Annotated in this window: 22 protein-coding genes and 1 CRISPR repeat array; of the genes, 17 read left to right on the top strand and 5 right to left on the bottom strand. The window is 42.6% G+C overall.

Annotated features, from left to right (window positions below):
- The 9 genes from TERMP_RS02485 (at position 1) to TERMP_RS02445 (ending at position 8,500) form a co-directional block, all read left to right on the top strand.
- Positions 1–669, top strand: coding sequence for a KH domain-containing protein (locus tag TERMP_RS02485; protein ID WP_013466775.1), 669 nt, complete (start codon positions 1–3; stop codon positions 667–669).
- Positions 656–2,368, top strand: coding sequence for a DNA topoisomerase VI subunit B (top6B, locus tag TERMP_RS02480; RefSeq protein ID WP_013466774.1), 1,713 nt, complete (start codon positions 656–658; stop codon positions 2,366–2,368). Before TERMP_RS02485 ends, top6B begins: the two co-directional genes overlap by 14 nt.
- A complete protein-coding gene (locus TERMP_RS02475) occupies positions 2,355–3,500 on the top strand; it encodes a DNA topoisomerase IV subunit A (RefSeq protein ID WP_013466773.1) in 1,146 nt (381 codons plus the stop codon). Before top6B ends, TERMP_RS02475 begins: the two co-directional genes overlap by 14 nt.
- Positions 3,497–4,747 (top strand): DUF530 family protein, encoded by a 1,251-nt coding sequence (locus TERMP_RS02470; protein WP_013466772.1) that lies wholly within the window; start codon positions 3,497–3,499, stop codon positions 4,745–4,747. Before TERMP_RS02475 ends, TERMP_RS02470 begins: the two co-directional genes overlap by 4 nt.
- A gap of 5 nt (positions 4,748–4,752) precedes the next feature.
- A complete protein-coding gene (locus TERMP_RS02465) occupies positions 4,753–5,142 on the top strand; it encodes a DUF1699 family protein (protein WP_013466771.1) in 390 nt (129 codons plus the stop codon).
- Positions 5,143–5,156: 14 nt separating this feature from the next.
- A complete protein-coding gene (locus tag TERMP_RS02460; RefSeq protein ID WP_048159725.1) occupies positions 5,157–5,969 on the top strand; it encodes a DUF4129 domain-containing protein in 813 nt (270 codons plus the stop codon).
- 43 nt (positions 5,970–6,012) lie between these two features.
- Positions 6,013–6,825: a GTP cyclohydrolase IV gene (locus tag TERMP_RS02455; protein WP_013466768.1), complete on the top strand. Its 813-nt coding sequence runs from the start codon at positions 6,013–6,015 to the stop codon at positions 6,823–6,825.
- Between the two features lie 95 nt (positions 6,826–6,920).
- A complete protein-coding gene (locus TERMP_RS02450; protein ID WP_013466767.1) occupies positions 6,921–7,595 on the top strand; it encodes a hypothetical protein in 675 nt (224 codons plus the stop codon).
- Positions 7,596–7,729: 134 nt separating this feature from the next.
- On the top strand, positions 7,730–8,500 hold the full coding sequence (locus TERMP_RS02445) for a hypothetical protein (RefSeq protein WP_013466766.1): 771 nt from the start codon (positions 7,730–7,732) through the stop codon (positions 8,498–8,500).
- On the opposite strand, the gene TERMP_RS02440 is transcribed toward TERMP_RS02445, so the two are convergent.
- Positions 8,465–10,342, bottom strand: a complete 1,878-nt coding sequence (locus TERMP_RS02440; protein WP_013466765.1) for a threonine--tRNA ligase — start codon at positions 10,340–10,342, stop codon at positions 8,465–8,467. The two genes, TERMP_RS02445 and TERMP_RS02440, sit on opposite strands and share 36 nt — an antisense overlap.
- A gap of 124 nt (positions 10,343–10,466) precedes the next feature.
- On the opposite strand from TERMP_RS02440, the gene TERMP_RS02435 reads away from it, so the two are divergent.
- The 4 genes from TERMP_RS02435 (at position 10,467) to TERMP_RS02420 (ending at position 12,471) form a co-directional block, all read left to right on the top strand.
- Complete coding sequence (locus tag TERMP_RS02435; RefSeq protein WP_013466764.1) at positions 10,467–11,069, top strand: exosome complex RNA-binding protein Csl4; 603 nt, start codon at positions 10,467–10,469, stop codon at positions 11,067–11,069.
- 9 nt (positions 11,070–11,078) lie between these two features.
- Positions 11,079–11,708 (top strand): DUF2067 family protein, encoded by a 630-nt coding sequence (locus tag TERMP_RS02430; protein WP_013466763.1) that lies wholly within the window; start codon positions 11,079–11,081, stop codon positions 11,706–11,708.
- The gene (locus TERMP_RS02425; protein WP_013466762.1) at positions 11,698–11,985 is read left to right on the top strand and encodes a DNA-directed RNA polymerase subunit L; all 288 of its coding nucleotides are present in this window, start codon (positions 11,698–11,700) and stop codon (positions 11,983–11,985) included. The genes TERMP_RS02430 and TERMP_RS02425 overlap by 11 nt, the downstream gene beginning before the upstream one ends.
- A gap of 99 nt (positions 11,986–12,084) precedes the next feature.
- Complete coding sequence (locus tag TERMP_RS02420) at positions 12,085–12,471, top strand: ribonuclease III family protein (RefSeq protein WP_048159900.1); 387 nt, start codon at positions 12,085–12,087, stop codon at positions 12,469–12,471.
- On the opposite strand, the gene TERMP_RS02415 is transcribed toward TERMP_RS02420, so the two are convergent.
- Positions 12,468–13,274: a sugar phosphate isomerase/epimerase family protein gene (locus TERMP_RS02415; RefSeq protein ID WP_013466760.1), complete on the bottom strand. Its 807-nt coding sequence runs from the start codon at positions 13,272–13,274 to the stop codon at positions 12,468–12,470. The two genes, TERMP_RS02420 and TERMP_RS02415, sit on opposite strands and share 4 nt — an antisense overlap.
- A 95-nt stretch (positions 13,275–13,369) precedes the next feature.
- Here TERMP_RS02415 and sppA point away from each other — a divergent pair, with 95 nt between their 5' ends.
- Genes sppA through TERMP_RS02400 form a run of 3 tightly spaced genes read left to right on the top strand, consistent with a single transcriptional unit; the run spans position 13,370 to position 15,906 of the window.
- Positions 13,370–14,386 carry a signal peptide peptidase SppA gene (gene sppA / locus TERMP_RS02410; protein ID WP_013466759.1) on the top strand — a complete coding sequence of 339 codons (1,017 nt, stop codon included), beginning with the start codon at positions 13,370–13,372 and terminating at the stop codon, positions 14,384–14,386.
- Between the two features lie 4 nt (positions 14,387–14,390).
- On the top strand, positions 14,391–14,864 hold the full coding sequence (locus tag TERMP_RS02405; protein WP_013466758.1) for a PH1570 family protein: 474 nt from the start codon (positions 14,391–14,393) through the stop codon (positions 14,862–14,864).
- Between the two features lies 1 nt (position 14,865).
- The gene (locus TERMP_RS02400; RefSeq protein ID WP_013466757.1) at positions 14,866–15,906 is read left to right on the top strand and encodes an AI-2E family transporter; all 1,041 of its coding nucleotides are present in this window, start codon (positions 14,866–14,868) and stop codon (positions 15,904–15,906) included.
- Here TERMP_RS02400 and TERMP_RS02395 read toward each other — a convergent pair.
- Entirely contained in the window at positions 15,866–16,858 is a 993-nt protein-coding gene (locus tag TERMP_RS02395) for an AIR synthase family protein (protein WP_013466756.1), read from the bottom strand. The genes TERMP_RS02400 and TERMP_RS02395 overlap by 41 nt on opposite strands.
- 146 nt (positions 16,859–17,004) lie before the next feature.
- A CRISPR array of direct repeats spans positions 17,005–17,379; the repeat unit is 30 nt; unit sequence CTTTCAATTCTCTTGGAGTCTTATTGGAAC.
- A gap of 524 nt (positions 17,380–17,903) precedes the next feature.
- On the opposite strand from TERMP_RS02395, the gene cas2 reads away from it, so the two are divergent.
- Positions 17,904–18,161, top strand: a complete 258-nt coding sequence (gene cas2, locus TERMP_RS02390; RefSeq protein WP_013466754.1) for a CRISPR-associated endonuclease Cas2 — start codon at positions 17,904–17,906, stop codon at positions 18,159–18,161.
- On the opposite strand, the gene cas1b is transcribed toward cas2, so the two are convergent.
- Complete coding sequence (cas1b, locus tag TERMP_RS02385; protein WP_013466753.1) at positions 18,158–19,126, bottom strand: type I-B CRISPR-associated endonuclease Cas1b; 969 nt, start codon at positions 19,124–19,126, stop codon at positions 18,158–18,160. The two genes, cas2 and cas1b, sit on opposite strands and share 4 nt — an antisense overlap.
- Before the next feature lie 9 nt (positions 19,127–19,135).
- Positions 19,136–19,648: a CRISPR-associated protein Cas4 gene (cas4, locus tag TERMP_RS02380; protein ID WP_013466752.1), complete on the bottom strand. Its 513-nt coding sequence runs from the start codon at positions 19,646–19,648 to the stop codon at positions 19,136–19,138.
- Positions 19,649–19,678: the final 30 nt, after the last annotated feature.

Raw genomic sequence — 19,678 nt, 5'->3', positions numbered from 1 at the left:
ATGAGAGATGAGTTTGATAAGCTGCTTAAAAAGTATGAGTATGTTGATAAAGAAGGGGAGAGAAGAAGTGAGTTTGAGGAGAGCATAGATTATGAATCCCTTGGCGAGCAGGAAGAATTTGTGAGGATCCCCAAAGAAAGAATTGGAGTTCTCATTGGAAAGAAGGGCTCAACCAAGAAGAAGATCGAGGAGATCACAAAGACAAAAATTGAGGTAGACAGCGAAACTGGTGAAGTCTTCATAAGTTCAACTGAAAAAACAGACGACCCATTAGCAGTATGGAAGGCAAGAGATGTTGTAATGGCTATTGGTAGGGGATTTTCGCCCGAGAGGGCTTTCCGACTGTTCAACGAGGGTGAAGTTCTTGAGATAATTAACTTAAGCGACATAATCATTGGAAACGAAAAGAATGCCCTGCCAAGAATCAGAGGGAGGATTATTGGTAGGAAAGGCAGGACAAGGGAGATCATTGAGGAAATGAGCGGTGCTGATATTAGTGTTTACGGTAAGACAGTTGCTATCATTGGGAACCCTATTCAAGTTGAGATTGCCAAAACGGCTATAGAAAAGCTGGCGAAGGGTTCCCCCCACGGAACGGTGTATAAGTATCTTGAAAGAAGAAAGAAGGATTTGGAACTTGAAGGAGGCGTTTATTATGGCAAAGGCTAAAGAACTCTTTAAAGAATTTAAAATCCAGAGTGTCAGCGAGTTCTTCAGAAGAAACGCCGCAATGTTAGGATACACTGGAAAAATTCGCTCCCTTACGACAGTGGTGCATGAGGCTGTTACAAATTCCCTGGATGCATGTGAGGAAGCGGGAATTCTGCCTTATGTAAGGGTTGAAATAGAGGAGCTCGGAAGGGAACACTACAAGATAATCGTTGAGGACAACGGTCCTGGGATTCCGGAGAAGTTCATAACTCACGTTTTTGGAAAGATGCTTGCCGGTACAAAGGCTCACAGAAACATACAGAGCAGAGGTCAGCAGGGTATAGGCATCAGCGGTGCAGTGATGTTTGCTCAAATTACAAGCGGAAAGGCAACACGCGTAATAACTTCAACAGGTGGCGATGAGATAATTGAGGCATGGGTCAAGATTGATGTTGAAAAGAATGAGGGTAAAATCGTCAAGAAGATTAAGCATCCAAATCCAACAGGCTGGAGAGGAACGAGAATAGAGCTCGAAGTAAAAAACGTTAAGTATGTTCGCTCAAAGCAGGGTGTCTTCTGGTATCTCAAGCTCACTGCTATAGCGAATCCCCACGCTCACATCGAGTTGATTGAACCTGATGGGAAGCTTATTGTCTTTCCGCGCTCAAGTGAAGAGGTTCCAAAGCCTCCTGTAGAGATGAAGCCGCATCCAAGGGGAGTCATGACAGACGATGTCTACAGAATGGCAAAGAGAACGAGAAAAAACACCGTAAAAAGATTTTTGATTTCTGAGTTCTCAAGAATCAGCGATAGGAAGATAGATGAGCTCATCAAGTACATAGCCGCAATTAGGCTTATTAACAGCGAGGAAGACAAGAGAATAAAAGATGAGCTCTTTGAGAGATTAGCTAAGGGCGAGGTGGATTTAATTCTGAGGAGTTATGGTAGGAGAGCGAAGAAAGCCATCAGAGAGGTCCAAAAGCTTATGGACAAACCCCCAGAGAAGCTCACTTGGCATGAGGCTGAAGAAATAGTTGAAGCATTTAAGTACATTAAGTTCTTAGCACCACCAACCCACGGCTTGAGACCAATTGGTGAAGAAAACATCGTTAAAGGTCTCACGGGAATCCTCAAGCCAGAGTTTGTCACAGCAGTTACGAGACCCCCCAAAGTTTACCGCGGCGGTATTCCATTCCAAGTTGAAATTGGCCTGGCATACGGCGGTGAGCTTGAAAGCTCATTTAATCTGCTCAGATACGCCAACAGGGTTCCGCTATTATTCGATGCGGGCGCATGTGTAACAACAACAGCAGCGAGGAGCATAGACTGGAAGCGGTATAAGGTTGAGGATTTGGATAGAGCACCTCTAACACTTCTAATCAATGTCATCAGCGTCCACGTTCCTTACACCTCAACAGGGAAGCAGAGCATAGCCAATGAGGATGAAATTTATGAGGAAATTAGACTTGCCATAATGGAAGCTGCAAGAAGACTGCAGACATATTTAAGCGGCAAACACAGAAAGCTGTATCAGGTTAAGAGAAAGAAAACACTTCAGAAGTATGTTCCCGAAATAGCGAGAGCTTTAAGCATTTTAACAGGTGAGCCTGAGGAGAAAGTTAAGGAATACTTCATCAGTCTGATTGAGAGGAAGTTTGAAGCTGTTGAGGAGGCATTAGAACAGCCAGCGGAGGTTGAAGCAGATGCTGAAGCGTGAAATGCCGAAGGAACGCTTTGCATATGATCCGCAGAAAGTTCTCCGTAAATTGGAAGAGCTCGGAAAAGAAATCCTTGAAGAGGTTAAACAGGGAAAGAACCCTTACCTCGATATTCCAACAAGGGGACTTAACAACGTTTACTTTGATGAGGTCAAGAGAGTCATCAGGATGGGGAACAAGCTCTCAAGGAGATACTTTCTCAACGTAGCTCATGCGAGAAAGTTCATGCAGACCTTGCTGATAGCAGCTTACGTAAAGAGATTGGTGAGCGAAGGAAAGCATGCGAGCTTGAGAGAAGCCTACTATGCCAACAAGCACACAATCCCTGGGACTAAGGAAAACACATTTGAAGACCAGAGCGAGAGCGACCCAGTTATCGAAGACTTGGAGAGGATGCTTGGTGTTCTAAGAGAAGAAATGCACCTAACTGCTGACAGAAGAGGTTACGTTTATGGGGACATAACAATCAGAGATGGCGAAGACGAGTTCAACACCTCAAAGCTCGGTATGGGTGGCTGGGCTGTTCCAGGAACAGTTGAGCACATTCAGTTCGTGGACATAAACGTTGATTACGCTTTAGTTGTAGAGACAGCGGCTATGGCAGACCGTCTGATTGAAGAAAAGTTCCCAAAGAAGGAGAGAGCTTTGATCATTGCAACTCAGGGACAGGCTTCAAGAGGTGTGAGAAGATTAATCCACCGTCTGCACTATGAAGAAGGCTTGCCAATCATAGTCTTCACAGATGGAGACCCTTACGGTTGGTACATCTATTCAACAATAAAGCAGGGTTCAATTAACCTCGCCTACCTCAGCGAGAAGCTTGCAACGCCTGAGGCTAAGTTCGTTGGAATGACCATGGATGACATCAAGAAGTATGGCTTAGAGAACGTTACAGAAAAGCTCAAGGGAATTCCGCCAAATAAGAAAGGCGGCCCAACTGGAGATTACAAGAGGATCATCGAAGAAATGAACTATCCATGGTTCCAAACCAAGGAGTGGCAGAGACAATTAAAGCTTGCCTTACAGTGGGGAGTAAGAATTGAGCAGCAGGCTTTGGCTAACAAAAGCTTGGAGTTCGTTGCTAAGAAGTATCTGCCTGAAAAAATTGCGAACGAGGAGTTGCTGCCATGACGACCACTGAGGAGCTGGTCGCTCAGGTGAACAAAATTTTGGACGATATTGGAATTGATATGATGGGGTTATTTGAAAATCTCGACATTCCCGTTCTTGTTTTCTACCTTAACAGAAACCTTGAGATTCTGAGAGAGTTTGAAGAAGAGCTCTCAAGAAGGGTTGGAGAAACCGTACCTTCAGTTAGAGGGATAGATAAGAAGGAGAAGGATCCCCACATAAGATGGTTATATAAGAAGAAGCACAACAGAATTCTGGCTCTTGAGAGGCTGAGAAGTGCAATAGTAGCACACAAAATGGCATTGGCTTTAATTTCAGCGAACTATTCGTTTTACCTTGGAAACCGGGAGATTGACCCAAAAACAATTAGGAAACATGAAGAGATCAAAAAGATAAAGGCAGTTAAAAAACCAGTGGCCCTCGGAAGAATTGATGTGCTGCCTCACTTAGCATATTCTGGAGATGTTTTGAGGCTTCTTGGGCAGGAGAGTGTAGAAGTTAGAGAGGCATTTAAGCTCATAAAATCAAAGCTGAGAGAAAAAGGGGTTGTAAGGAAGAAGAGCTTCAGAATTGAGGTGGAGTATTGGGATAAGGGCAGGTTGAGAAAGACAAGGCTTGATATTCCTACGGATGCGGATATAGAAAGTGAGCTCAGAAAAAGGTTTGGAAAACGCTTCCGCTGGAGGGTTTTAAGTTATGTGAAAACGAAAGGCGTCCTTATCAACAACCACTATACTGTTGATAATCTGGCTCTTGCTTATGCGGCATTCGACCCTGAAAAGGGGCCAGAGCTTTTGGGGCTTGACCTCTTCAGGTATTACTTTTTAACTTCAGAAAAAGAGAGGGAAAGCCTTGGATTGTATCCTGACATAAAGCTCTGCATTGACTGTCATTATTCAGTCTTTGACCTGCCGTTTATGAAAGAAAAGGGTTTTCGGACAGGATTCGGGAGCATGATGATAATTCAGAAGTGCGAAATTGAAAAGATGCTCAGCGGAAAGAGAAGCGAGATCTCAAACATACCGAACTACCTGCTTGGTGGGGCAATACTGTATGGTGTAAGCCCATTTGATGAGAAAAAAGTTGCAGAGCTCCTCGAATTGGATTTGGATAGGCTTGTTGAGGCTATCAGAAAGCTTGTCCTTTCTGGTCTTCATAAGTCTCTCTTTACTAACTTAGAGAAGTTTGAGAAGTTTATGCCAAAGAGCGATAAAGCAAAGAGGTTTTTGGAGCTTCTCCAGGGGTGAGATGGGTGAGGGTTGAGATAACCGCGAGAAACAACGAGGAGTTGCTGAGAAAGATAGACGAGCTCCTTAATGAGAATGTGAGGGAGGTTTATATAAACCTGAGACCTACAAAAGAAATACTTGTGAGAATCCTGGAAAATGCTCCAAATGTAAAACTCATAGGCTGCCCCCCAAGCCTGTACCCAAAGGTCTCAAAGAGAGTTATAAGAGCACTAAGGCAGATGGGTATTGAGGTAGTACCGATCAAAAAATCGAGAGGCAGGCCGAGAAAGTATGACGAAGCTGTTCTCCTCAGGATCAGAGAGCTCATGACTCAGGGAAAGAGTCCAAAAGAGATAAGTAGAGAGCTTGGTATCCCACTAAGAACCGTCTACTACATGCTTAACGGCAGATGAAGCTGGTGCTGCAAATGTCTGCCCGCAGGGGAGGAAATAAAAGAGGAAGTGCAGTAGGTTATTTGGTTATATTTTTACTCCTCCTCATACTGTTCTCGTCGCTCCACAAATACACTGTCAGATCTAAAGCTTCCTCTTTTAACATTGAGTGGATATACTTAGCATGGGGGTTCTTTTTCTTCATAGCTATGGGCATAGCATTGAGATTTCTCTTTGAAACCGGAATTTCCAGTGAAAGGCTTCCAAGAAAGAAAAGCAAATGGTGGAACGTTGCGGAGTTTATCACCCTATTTGCAATTGTTGTTGCCGTTTATCTGCTCCTCACAGCTAAACCTCGATATTTGCCCCGAGGAGAAGCTCCCATTATAAGGTATCCAAAATGGATCATGAGCTTTGGGCTTAACCAGACTGTCATGATCTATTACAAGCCTCTGCCCCTATATGCGTATGCTCTTCCGCTTATCATAGCTGCTCTCCTTGTTCTAACTGCAGTTAAAAGACGGAAGAAACGCATCATAATTATGGGGGAGCCCCACAAATTCAACCCTCAGATGACCTTTGACACAATTGAAGGGACACCTGAAGAAAGGATAATAAAGATGTACAAGAACGTCGTTGCGGGGCTTATTTTAAAAGGTTATCCATATCAAAAGAGCTGGACTCACTGGGAGCATGAAGAAAAGCTGAGAGATATATTCGAGGATTTAGAGGATCTTCACGCGCTTACAAGAATATTTGAGAAGGCTAAATACGCCAAAAGGCTCAGCAGCAAAGACATAGACATCGCAAAGAAAAGCTATGATAACCTGATGAAATTTCTGAGATAGAGTTAAAAAGCCGATTGTTTAGTTCAACTTGGCGGTGATAATAATGGGTGAGATTTTTGAGACCCAAGAGGAAGTTCCGGAGATTAAAGAGAAGCTTCACAGGGTTGGTATAACTAATCTCAGAACTGTAGCAAAGATTAACTGGAAAGGAAAGCTCTACACCTTCATACCTACCTTTGAGATAACAATAGATGTTCCTGAGGAGAAAAAGGGAATACACATGAGCCGTCTCGTGGAAAGCATAACGGAAACTATGAGCGAAGCCGTGGAAGAGGAGGTTAGCAGGGTTCATTCGTCCCTTGAGGAGCTTGAGCTTGCAATAATCAAGCGGTTGGAGAAAAAACACCCACACAAGAGGGCTGAAGTTTGGATAAAGACGCACCTAATTATTGGGAAGGAAACCCCCGCAAGTAAAAAGATAAGCCTTGAGGCTTATGATGTTGAGGTTGGGGTCATAAAAGATGAAACAAAAGGTAAACTCGAAAAAGTACTTAAGGTTACGGTCATAGGGAACACAGCCTGTCCCCATGCGATGGCAAACAATCAAGGAAAAACGCACATTCAGAGAGCAATAGCAACTCTTGAAATACAGACGGACTTTGATGAAGAAATAGCTCTTGAGGACATGGTTGAAGTTGTTGAGAGCTCTTTCAGTTCTCCAACATACACGCTGTTGAAAACTGTCGATGAGAACGCTGTCGTTCAAAAGATGTACCAAAATCCAAAGTTCGTGGAGGATGTTGCCAGAGAGATAATCTTCAAGGCAAAGCAGAGATTTAAGGGCAGAATACATGTCAGGGTTGTTAGCCTTGAGAGCATTCACAAGCACGATGTGATAGCCGAGACGTGGTATTGAGAAAGTAGTCTTAACTCTCCCTCCCTATTACCCTTTTAAAGTTTTCCGGGAAGACTTATTAATCCCAAGCCTGATTCCCTTTTTGGGTGGTGGATGTGAAGTACAGTGAGCTCGATTCAAGACTTCGAAAAGTTTACTCCAGAATCAGAACACTTGATGACTATCACTGGGATTTAAGTGGGGACAAAATAATCGGAAGACACAAGAAAAGTGATCTAAAGATCAGAATTAGAGTGGCAAACAGCAGAGAGGAAGCAGAAAAGCTCAGTGAAGTAAAAGAGGGAGAAGGGCTTGACATAGTGGTTGTACCGAACAAAGGTACGTTTTACATTCACAACGGCACATTTATCATGACATCAAAGTTCCTTAGGGGCACTCTTGTGGATATAAACGATCACATAGTCTGGAGAGGATTTAAGGTTGTGGAGCAAGATGGAAAGCTCATGCAGGAAGATTTTTACGAATATCTTGGCGGCAGGTTCATCGAACACCTGAAAAACAACATGACAATTGGACAGGACTTTGTGTTCTGGCAGTTCTATAAATGTGAAAAATGTGGCAAGTATGTTGATATTGACAGTGTGAGAAGCCACTTAAAGGAGCACGGAATTAAGATTGAGGATAAGGACGAGATGATGTATGAGGTCTTTGAGATAAGCATAATTGACGGTAAGGTGTATGACAAATTCGGTAAAGAAGTGAAAGAGGACAAGCTTAGCGAAGAAGCCAAGGATTTCATAAAAGAAACCCTTGAGAGCTTTAAGTCCTGAGAGTAATTCACACTTGTTTTAACTTTTTTGTTACTTCAGGCAGAGCGAAATTTTTATATTGCCTTACTGTTAACTATTCTAATGCTTTAGTAACAAAGTGTTTCAAAGCATGCCGTAATTGCGGAGGTAAAGAAATGAACATAGAGGGCGAGATTCTAATTCAGGAAATCTTTAAGAAGGAGATAATGCCCAACTCCATAGTCTCAGTAATCTACGACACTTACTCTTCGGCATGGCTGATAAGCTTTGCTCTGCTGAAAAACGAGGTTGATAAGGGAGGTTTCGGCATAATATCAAACTACAATCTCCCCCTTCCAAACCTGTTTAGGGCTGCTGAATTCGTCGGCTTGGATTTAAGTGCAGAACTTGAAAGGGGTAATGCTGCTATAATAGATGTATTTGGATCAAAGTACGGATCACGTTTTAACCTTAAAAACGTGTTTTATTTGAATTATGTCGATCCAGAGACCATAAATCCAAAAATAGACATGATCTATGAAAACAGAATAAAACCACTTCTTGGAGACAGAAAGGCATTCAGAGTTGTGTATACACTGGATGGAGCCGCACTGATGCTTGGTGAACACATGACATTAAAACTTCTGAATCAGACAATTGCCGTAAAAACTAAACTCATGCCAAATTCCGTACTCGTTCTCCCCTTGAACAAAGATGTTGTGTCCCAGCGCTTTGTTGCTTGGATAACAAGCATAAGTGAATATGTAATAGTTGCCTCTTCAAAGATAGGTGATGAGGGTCTTGAGGAAAGGCTCCATTTGGTGAAATCTCCACTTGAGGAGTTTGCCCCATCAACATATACTATGTGGACAACAAAAGGCAAAAAAGCAGAAAGATTAAGGGTAAAGAAATTAACCCCTGAATTTGGGCCTCTGGGAAAGCAGTAACGGCAGAGGTCTTGGCTTGTATGGGAAGCCCTCTGTTCTCTGCTTTATTTCCTTTATTAAGTCCTCAAGCTGCATCTCATACTGCTTGCCGTCCTCTCTCTTTCTAACAGTTATTATACCTTGTCTCTTCTCGTTCTCACCAACTACAATAATATATGGAATCCATTCCTTCTCCGCCTTTCTAATCTTCTTTGTCAATCTATCGCTTGTGTCGTCAACATCAACTCTGATCCTTGCACCCTCAAGCTTTCCTGCAATGTAGAGGGCGTAGTCGAGATAGTCCTCATTAACTGGAATAACCCTAACCTGAATTGGACTGAGCCAGAGTGGGTACATTGGCTTCTTCCCTTGGTTTCTAAGCTTTGCCTGCTTTTCAAGTATCGCATACATCACCCTCTCAATTGCACCGCTTGGTGAGCAGTGTAGTATGAGCGGATGCTTTTCTTTTCCGTCTTCGTCGTAGTACGTGATTCCAAATCTTTCCGCGTTCTCAACATCTATCTGCACCGTCGAAAGAGCGGCAGCCTTGTCTAAGTTATCAACGAAGTTGAACTCGAACTTGAGAATGAAGTAGAAGAACCTCTGCTTCCACATCTCAATTAGAACCGGCTTTCCAATAATTTTCACTAACTCAACTACGAAATCCTTGTTCTCATTCCAGAAGTCTTCCGTGAATCTTATCGCAACCTCATAGTCATCAGGTGTAAGTCCAACGCCCTTGAGGACTTCCATGCTTAACTTATACTGCTTCTTAAACTCCTCCATTGCCTGCTTTAAGTCTTTAGCAACCGTGTGCATATCTGGCATCGTAAATGCCCTGAGTCTCCTGAGACCGCTCAGCTCACCTCTCTTCTCTCTTCTGAATGAATACCTCGTGAGCTCGTACATTCTCAGCGGCAAGTGCTTGTAGCTTATTGTTGCATCTTTCTTTATGAGGAACTGACCAAAGCAAGCGGCAAATCTGAGGAAGTACTTCTTATCTCCACTTTTAACAATGTACTGTCTCGCTGGGAACCTGTTCAGATACTTTTCAAGAGCTGGGTGTTCAAAGTCATACATTATTGGCGTCTCAACTTCCATGGCACCATACTCTATAACCTTCTCCGTAACATACTGCTCAAGTAGTGACTTGATGAGCCTTCCCTTTGGATAGTACCTCAAGTTTCCTGGATCGCTTCCTGGCTCGTAATCAACCAACTCCTGCTCAAGCATTATCTTAACATGAGGCGGCTCCTTCTCAGCTATTCTGCTCTTGCTTATCTCATAGTTCGCAAACTTCCTGAGGTTCTCATGTCCAGTGAAGTCAAACTTGTCAACTTCAACAAGCTCCCCCTCTGGTGTGAGAATGTACCAGTAGCTGACAAGCTCTTCTTCTTTCTTTAGAGCCTCTGGAACCTCTTCCTCTTTCTTAACTTCTCCCGGAACTATCGTCCTTGAAAGCTCTGCCAATGGGTGGCCCTTACATGAAAGCTTAAATGCCTTGTAATATCCAAATGGTGCCCTCTTAACGTTGAAGCCCTCCTCCTTGAGCTTCTCCTCAACTGCCTTAAGGATTTTAAGAGCAGCATCTGGTGAAGCTAACTCACTGCTTAAATGAGCAAATGGATAGACAAATATGTTTTGGGCTTTGACTTGAGAGGCAACGTCTTTAATCTCAGCAACAGCCTTCTCGACAACTTCTTCAGGATTTTGTTCGTCAACCTTCTCGACACTTACAAAAACAGCGAGAACCTCATCGAGCCTTCCTTTCTTTTGCTCTTCACTTATCTCCTCAGGTTTTTTCAAAGCCTTGTCTTTAACTTCATACTCAAGATAATCGCTGTGAATTAGAAGCATCCTCATCTTTATCACCATCCAAGCCTTTTGATGAACTTACTAAAATAATTTCTAAGGATTCTTTATAAAGTATATGCTGTGCCCATAAGCTTAAAAGACCAGATTGTTAAAATTCACTGGGGTGTGAGGGATGGATGTTGAAAATAGGAAGAAAAAATCAGTGAAAAACGGTGATTTTGTTCTTCCAGGGGATTATCTGGGAGTTATTGAGGAGTTCCTCCCTGGAGATGGTGTTATTGAAGAAAATGGGGAGCTCTATTCAACAAGAGCTGGAAAGGTTAAAATAAACCAAGAAAAAATGGAGATAAGTGTTGTTCCAGTTACAGACACCCCTCCAATTCCAAAAGTTGGACAGATTGTTATTGCAAAAGTAATCGAGGTAAAACCTCAAGCAGCAATTGTTCAGCTTCTCAGAATAGAAGGAAGGGAGGATTATAGGGAAATAGCAACATCAAAGCTCGCTGGTATCCACATTTCCCAAGTAAAAGAAGGCTTTGTTGAGGATATGAGCAAAGAATTTAAAATAGGAGACATAGTGAGGGCGAGGGTTTTGACTGATGAAAAAAGCCCAATTCAGCTGACAACAAGAGCACCGGACTTGGGTGTTGTTTTTGCACTGTGTTCAAACTGTAAGACTCCCCTCGTGAGGAGGGGAAATCAGCTCATATGTCCTAAGTGTGGAAGGATCGAAACAAGAAAGCTTTCAGCATTCTACAGAAAGATTAAGGTTTAGGTGTAAGAAATGAAGGCTAAAAAGGTAATTGTTATCCATGTAAGGGACGACGTTGAGAAGGAGGAATTTATGAGGGAGCTTCAAAAGCTTAATCTACCCGCTTTTATATACGTCCATGGAAAGCTCAATTCTCTAAAAATCAATATACAAGGAACTAAAGATGAAATCAGAGACGCAATCTACAAGATTAAGGACATTCATAAGAGGGTTCGCTCCCGCTTATACGCAAACAAGCGTGGTCTCTACAGATACGTGCTGGATGACATATTCCGAGAAGCAGGTGTTAGCATTTCAGCCCCAATACTTTTAAAGACCCTTGAGCTACTCGGTGAGACCGTTGAATTTAAGGACAATGAGCTTGAGACCTCAATGCCATGGAACGAAATAGTTAATCTAACAAGAAAACTTGGAGAATACCTTGCAGACATTTCACTCCAGACCACGAGGCAAATAAGGGAAGTTGCATTACCTTTGGCTATTGTCTTTGACATTGATCCAGAGGAAGTTCTCGACCTAATGGTTGAGGTTGGAGTGGCAGAATATAAAGAAGATAAGTTTAAATACGAACTTGTGAAGAACAAAGAGCAGGCTATGGAGATAATGTTAAAACATTTAACAGGTGAGGAAGATGAAAATTGAAGTTATAAAGCGTGAAAAGAATGTCCTGGAATTTTATCTCGTTGGGGAAGACCATACATTTGCCAACCTGCTTAATGAGGTCCTTCATGAGAACAAGCATGTCACATTCGCTGGATACACAATTGAGCATCCAATTCTCACAGCAAGAAAGCCAAAGTTTAGAGTGGTCACTGACGGAAAGATAACTCCAGAAAAAGCCTTAGAAGAAGCGGCTCAGAAAATATTTGACAGGGCCAAGGAAGTCCTTGAAGCTTGGGAAAAAGCCGTTAAGAAGTAGTTCTGTGTCCAATTAATCTTATTTTTGGCTAAATCCTTTAAATTTTAGCTTGAAGTTTTGACCAAAAAATTTAAGTTTTGAGCGGTTTTTATGCCAAATATGAAATATTCGAAGGACTTCACAGACAAGAATCTCTCAAAGTTTGGAGATTCTCTTGTTAATTTCATATTCTCCTTAGCATTAAGTGAGTATTTGGGGTATCCATCTGCTGGGAGGGTTCCTAATTCTTCCCTGGCTTTAGCTCTTGAGAGGGCGAAGCTTTCTCACTTAATACCTCCAAGAACTGACAAACATGGAAAAGGTGACATAGCAGAAGCTGTAATAGCCTATGCTTGGCTTGAGGGGAAGATAACAGTTGAAGAAGCTGCAGAAATCATTAAAAAGAACCTCAGCCAGGATGTTCTCCACTTCACAAGGAAAAAGGAAGTTATCGGAATAGCCTTTGGAGAGCTCTTAAAGGTGGTAAAGGAAAGGTTAAACCTTTAAATGCTTGTCAGGATTTCGATCAGCGTCTGCTTATCGGGCAGCTTTGCGAACTTATCCGGATCCTTGACCTTCAGCAGCAGTGGAACATCGCCGAACAGTTTGAGAACCTTTCCGAATGGTATCTTACCTTCACCGGGCAGGAGGTGGAGATCACCAACTCCATAAGCGAGGGCATCCTCCGGTTCAACCTGAGGTGTAAGCTTTCCGAAATTATCATGGATCATAAGAATTATCGTCTTTTCTGTGCCGAGCTTGACATCTTCAAGGAGCTTGTTTTCATCCCCCTGAGCACTTAAGAACGCATGTGCCACATCAAGTGCAAAGCCCACATTCTCTCTATCAACGTTGTCCACAACATAAAGCGTGTCTTTAACGCTGAATGTGTTTTCGAGTGCTATCTTAATGCCAAACTTGCCCGCCATATCTGCAAGCTGCTGTATCGCCTCAATCTCCAAGTCAAGCCTGCCCGTTTTTCCGCTTTGCATGACTATTATCTTTGCTCCAAGCTTTATTGCAACATCAACAACTGCCTTTGCGACCTTAAAATGCCTTGAGTAGTAGATGTGATCCCTTAGATTCACGGAGAGAGGCATTCTCACTATGTAGTTTATTCCCACACCTTTCAATGCAGCCTCAACTGGGCGAAGCTTCCTCTCCACGACTTCTCCGTTTTTTATTAGCCCCAGAGCATGCGGGAATATCTGAACAAAATCGTATTTCTTAATCTTCACATCAGCTAAGACTGAGGGCAAGCTCTTGTCTTTGTTCACAAAGTGAGGATAAATGCTGACCCCAATTTCCATCTTTCACACCTGCCTTTGTTTTCCTATGATTGTATAAAAATCTTTGGCACCACATTTAAAAGTTTCCAGCGTAACTTTAATGTTAGGTGATATGTATGGATAAAGAGGAAGTCTGGAAGTATCTCACGTTCATTTTAACCCTTCTTCTCGCATTGGCTATTGTAAGCAACGTGCTCCTTTACACCCAAAACAGCGAACTTCAAAAGGCATTGGTGGTGAACAGAACGACTGAAGTTAAAGTTGAAATGCCGAATATAACCGTCAAGACTTCTGTGGGCAATATAACAGCATTGCAGGCTAAAATTGAAGAACTCCAAAGGCAGGTTGAGTATCTCAAAGAGCAGCTGAGGGAGAAGCAGCCTGCTAAAGCAAATACTACAATAGCCATACTTCCCATAATGGGTCCGATAGATGAGAACATGGCACTGGATGTGGTTTCAAAAATCAGACAGATAAAGGAAAATGAAAGCATAGGCGGAGTTCTACTATGGATCGAGAGTCCGGGAGGTTATGTAGGTCCAGTAAGGGTGATCTACAAGGAGCTAAAAAAGCTCAGCTATAGCAAGCCAGTTGTTGCATACACCGGTGGATATGCGGATTCAGGGGGGTACTTCATAGCCTGTGCCGCCGATAAGATCATCGCTGATCCATTGGCAGAAGTCGGAAGCATTGGAGTTCTCTATGTCCATTATGACCTTGAGCAGTACTACGCCCAGAATGGAATTAAGGTTAATGTCTTTAAAACCGGAAAATACAAGGACATGGGAGCCGAGTGGAGGGACTTAACACCTGAAGAAAGGGAGATGATAAAAAACATCATAGACACCTACTTCCAGGACTTCCTCCAAGTGGTAAGCGAAGGGAGGCATCTTGACATGAACACGACGAAGAAGTATGCAACAGGTCAGACGTGGTTTGCAACAGACGTTAAAGGCATCTTAGTGGACGACACCGGGGACTTAGATTATGCAATTAAAGTTCTTGAACAGCTCATGAACGTTAAGAGTGCCAAGGTTGTTTTGTACAGCGCTCAAAAAACGGACTTTGGGATCTATGAGAGCTCATCCCTCTATATGCCTGCTAATTATGTTTACTCATACATAAGGGGGTGAGCTCATGCAGTGTGAGGAAAAGCTTGAGGTTTTCGAGAACGGCTTTGCCGATGGAAAGTTCAATTTGAGGATAGAGTTTTATGGAAGTGATGCCAGAAAAATCTTGCTGGCAATTATTTACGAGCTGTACCTTCCAGATTATGGAAAGGAGTATGTTTATCCATTCGAATGCGCAAAGGAGTTTTGGGGCATTTACATGGATGCCAGCGAAGTTGAACCGGAAGAGCTTAAGCTCGGCAAGCCCAAGTTTGTTAGCAGAGCAGTTATGGATAAGCTTGAGGCAATTCTGGAGAACATTGAAGCTCCAAGAGAAGTAAAAGAGAACATCAGCTTGGAAAAAGCAGAGATTTATAAGCTTAAAGGTGGGCTTCTTGCACTCGGGAAAAACTTTCTGCTTGACGGGATTAAAAATCGTCTCTTCATCTTTAACAAGCCCTCTGCGAGGGAGCTACTACTGAAATATATAGGGAGATGGTGATATGAAAACCGAAAGCCTTGTCTGGCTTGGAATTTCCCTCATCATACTCTTCTTAGTCTGGCGTACAGTTGAGCCGCTGATCTCCCCAATCATCTTCAGCCTTGCAATAGCATATATATTTCATCCGTTTCATATGCGGCTCTCCCAAAAATTCGGAAATAAAAAGTCCGCAGTCATGCTTACCGCAATGATGGCTCTCTTAGCTGGGGTCCTGCTTATAGGTGCGGCGCTATGGCTAAGGGATGTTTTGAACTATCTGTATGTTTATATAGGCGACTTCTTCAACTGGCTTCTTGGCGTAAACCTTCCTTTTGGAATAGGGGAAAGTCTCCACGCGCTTTCAAAAACAATCCCAGAAAAGCTTGGGGATATTCTACTTGGATACACGTTTTCCCTTCCCAAATTCCTGCTGCAAGCGATAGTTTTCCTTGCGCTGTTTTACGCTATCTTAACAAATTCAGAGTTCTTAGCAATGGAAGTTTATCGTCTGCTTCCGCGGGAAAACAGGGAGCTTGGCATACATCTTGTTGAGAGGGCAAAGATAACCCTCAACGCCATCCTAAGAACCTGGCTGATGCTCAGCGTTCTCAAGGGAATCTTTCTGACCGTTGGGTTTGTTCTGTTTGAGATAACAACCGTCAGCGGTGCGATAGCTGCGGGAATACTGTGCATAGTGCTTGAGCTTTTGCCCGTAATTGGGGGCTGGATACTCTGGGCGATTGGAGCTGCATATTTGATTAAAACCGGTAATATAGCCCTTGGTGTGTTATTTGCAGTATACGGTGCAGTCTTTATCTCTCCGATACCAGATATAACGATAAGGCCAAAGCTTGTTGCTGAAGGTGCAAAGGTAAGCTCAGTCGTCGCATTGGTGGGAATTTTTGGTGGGATAATGTCATTCGGAATAAAGGGAGTTATAATTGGACCAGTGGCTTTAGGTTTACTCGTAACCCTGCTGGAAGAGTGGAAAGAGCAGGAAAAAGAAACATTGAGCAAAGAACCTACACAACCTTCCAAAGCTCGTCACTCAAAGGCTGCTTGAGCTCCTTTTCCGCTCCATCTCTTATGATTATCCTTTTCTTTTTATCTCCAAGAAACTCTCCGATTACTGAAGCAGCAAGGTTCTCCTTCTTAAGAGCAGCGACAATTTCATCTGCATTTTCCTTTGGTGCTGCAATCAGAAGAGCCCCCGAGCTTATCAGCGATAGGGGATCCAAGTTGAAGTACTCACAGATTTTCCTCGTTTCTTCTGCTATTGGTATCCTTTCATAATGAACCTCAAAGCCCAACCCGGATGCATCTGCCATCTCGTGCAGTCCGTTTGCAATGCCCCCCTCTGTAGGGTCGTGCATTGCGTTTACTCCAATTTCGTTCGCTATTAATGCCTCTTTCACAACACTTATCTTCCAGAGAAAGGCTTTTGCTCTCTCAACAAACTCTTTTCCGAATACTCCAACCAGCTCATCCTCCCGCTCACTTGCTATGATTGCTGTTCCTTCAATTCCTGCTCCTTTTGTTAGTATTATAGCATCTCCCGGCTTTGCATTTCCAGCATGTACAAGCTTTTCTTTTTTCACTTCTCCGAGCATTGTGCCGACAACTATCGGCTTCTTTAAGCCGGGAGTGACTTCAGTGTGTCCGCCAATTACTGCGATATCAAGGCTTTTTGCACTCTTATCAATATCGGACATTATCTCTTTCAAAAGTTTTTCATCAGCATTTTCGGGCAGAAGAACGGAAACTAAAAACCACTTCGGCTTTGCTCCAAAAGTTGCGACATCGTTGGCATTTATATTGACAGCATAAAACCCTATATGCTTTTCTGCACCTGTTATTGGGTCCGTGGATGCAACAAGAACGCTATCACCGAAATCAATTGCTGAAGCATCAATTCCAATGCCAGACTTAATCAATACTCTTTCTCCTCGAACGCCCAAGTGCTTGAAAACTACATCCCTAAGCTTCTCTGGCGGAACTTTTCCAACAGGCAGCATTTTTCATCCCAAATGAAGTGCAACTTCAAAAATATAAACATTTAGCTTAAGAGCAAATTCCATAATAAAACGAGAGAAGAAATGGTTTCAATTTAGAGTCTTATTGGAACATCGCAAACTGTTTTGGGATGCTGCAAACAAAGAATCTTTCAATTCTCTTGGAGTCTTATTGGAACATTTTAGGACTGGAAGAATTTCTTATGCAAAGGCTATGCTTTCAATTCTCTTGGAGTCTTATTGGAACTCGAAAGGCTTCTCACGAAAGTTTGAATTTCTCGCCTGCCTTTCAATTCTCTTGGAGTCTTATTGGAACACAAAACCTTCATCCCGATGGCTTCTAATGCCTGCTTGAGCCTTTCAATTCTCTTGGAGTCTTATTGGAACCTGTACTCATTATTCTGCTGCTCTAAGAATTGTGCTTCTTTCAATTCTCTTGGAGTCTTATTGGAACACTTTAAAGGAGATTGAGGAGGCAATAAGATACTTAATGACTTTCAATTCTCTTGGAGTCTTATTGGAACAGGGCGGGATTTTGCCTTATTTCCCCAATAAGAGTATAAGAACTCTTGAATTATAAAAGCTTTTTGCCGAAGGGTTAATAACAAAGCCAAGATAACCCTCTAATTAGCGTACTGATGTCACTCCACTACCCCAATTGGCGGTTCCTTTTATGATTCCAGCCAATGCACAACAATGCCCGTAGCACTTCCAAAACCTTCTCACACTTTGAAATCCAAAAATCTAACCTCTCTGATCTTTAATTTTAAAATGGTCAAATTTCCATGAGGAAAGCATACCAAAGAAGCTCCCAAAGATCCTAAATCCAAATGTGTACATTCAAAACGTTACAATTTTAACAAAAATTTGCAACGCAAAGTAATTTAACAACAAACAATTACTAAAAACATCCAAACCACTCACAAACCCTCATTTTGAAATTAAAGCAAACTAAAGCCAAAGAATTTCAAAAACTAAAACCCCAGCAAGGATCGAAAAATTTTCAAAAATATTAAATGGGACAAAGGCAAATCCATTATGATGAGCCATGTATGTGGTCATCGTTTACGATGTTAACGTCTCGAGGGTTAATAAGGTCAAGAAGTTCCTGCGTCAGTATTTGCATTGGGTTCAAAACAGCGTTTTTGAGGGAGAAATTACCTTAGCGGAGTTTGAACGAATAAGAGAAGGCATTCTTAATTTAATAGATGAGAATGAGGATTCAGTGGTGATTTACAAGCTCCGCTCAAAGCCAAAAAGAGAAAGCTTGGGGGTAGAGAAAAATCCATTGGAGGACATCATCTAAAACCACGCCACAAGCGGCTCATATTCTTGGCTTCCAATGAGATGTTTTATCAGCTTGTACGCCTCAAGCCTGATCAGCCTCTGCTTGGTCACATTTCTCTTTAGCTTTGGATGCTTTACGCTTTTCCTCATTTCTTCGTTGAACGCTTTAAGAACAATTTTCTTTCCTTCGTCATTGAGCAAAACACCGTTTAAATCATCCCTAAAGTGTTCCTTCTTTATTATGCCTTGCTTCACCAAGCGGTTGGCTATGCGGTCAGCTATTATTGGCTTGAAAATCTCACTCAGATCTAAAGCAAGAGAAAACCTTCTTTCACTCGGCTCGTGCAGATAGCTTATCGTCGGTGTCAGCTGGGTGTTGTAAAGTTCGCTGATTATTGCGGGATACAGTCTTGAGTTCAGGAAGCTTATCAGGGCATTCATTTCATTCTGCGGAGGTCTTCTCGTTCTCTTCACAATCTTAAAGCCATCTGGTAAAGTTTCATCCCATAAAGCATAGTATTCTTGCCTAATTCTCGCCTCAATGTTCATGATGTCGGTTATCTTCCTTGCATCATCAAGCTCCTCCAAGAGCTCACCAAATGAAGTATTAACTCCCCAGCGCTTTAAGTTCCGCTCCATGTTTTTTGCAGCGCCCTTTACAAATAGCTTAGCCAGCCTTAGGCGCTTTTCTCTATCAAGATAGTGCTCAGCCTGCTTTATTACCAGATCTCCAGAGTGAAGGCTTTCCCTTGGATAGAATGAGCCGTCATAATAGCCGTAGTGGTTGAAAAAGTGCACTGCTATGCCTTTCTGAGCCAAAAAGTGGAGAGCCTGAGATGTTATGGTAACTTTTCCATAGATATAGATGTCGTAGATGCCTTCAATTGCTAAGGGCTTTTTTCCCTGGGCATTCTCAAAGTAGAGGGTATTCTCTTTCCGGTAAAGGGTTCCGTCCGAGAATAGGGTGAGGGGTTTCTTTCTCATAATATCACCTCAAACCCAGCAGAGCTCATAATACGCACACTTTTTGCACTTCTTTGTTTTCACAGGCTTTGGTGGAACTGAGAGGGATTTTATCTGCTCAACTTCCCCTATAGCTTTTTCCACTTCCTTTTCCCTGCCCTCTAAGGTTATCTCCTTCGTTTCCCTGAGCTTTGGATAATTCAGAATAGCTTTCGCATTTATGCCGAGCTTTTTGAGGTAGTAGAGATAATACAATGCCTGCATCTCGTGGGCTTTCTCCATCGATTTGCCCTTTTTGACTTCGTGGACTTCAATGATATCGCCCTTCTTGATGAAGTCAATGCTTATCATTCCTATTTTGACATCTTTTTCTTCTCCGAAGTAGCTCTTCTCGTGGAGGAATTTGCCCAGATCAACGTATTCACTTTCCTGCTCCATGGTGATGCCTTTTGCAAAATACCAAAGTTTAGTTGGGCAGATGAAGAGGTAGTTAATTTCTGTGCCGCGGATGATGAGGTGGGTTTCGGGGTAGGTATCTGTCATAGTGCAACCTCCACTACACTTGAAGGTGTA

The sequence above is a fragment of the Thermococcus barophilus MP genome (assembly GCF_000151105.2).
GTDB classification, from domain to species: Archaea; Methanobacteriota_B; Thermococci; order Thermococcales; family Thermococcaceae; genus Thermococcus_B; species Thermococcus_B barophilus.
The sequence above is the reverse complement of the archived record's forward strand: the minus strand, read 5'-3'. Positions and strand labels throughout refer to the sequence as shown.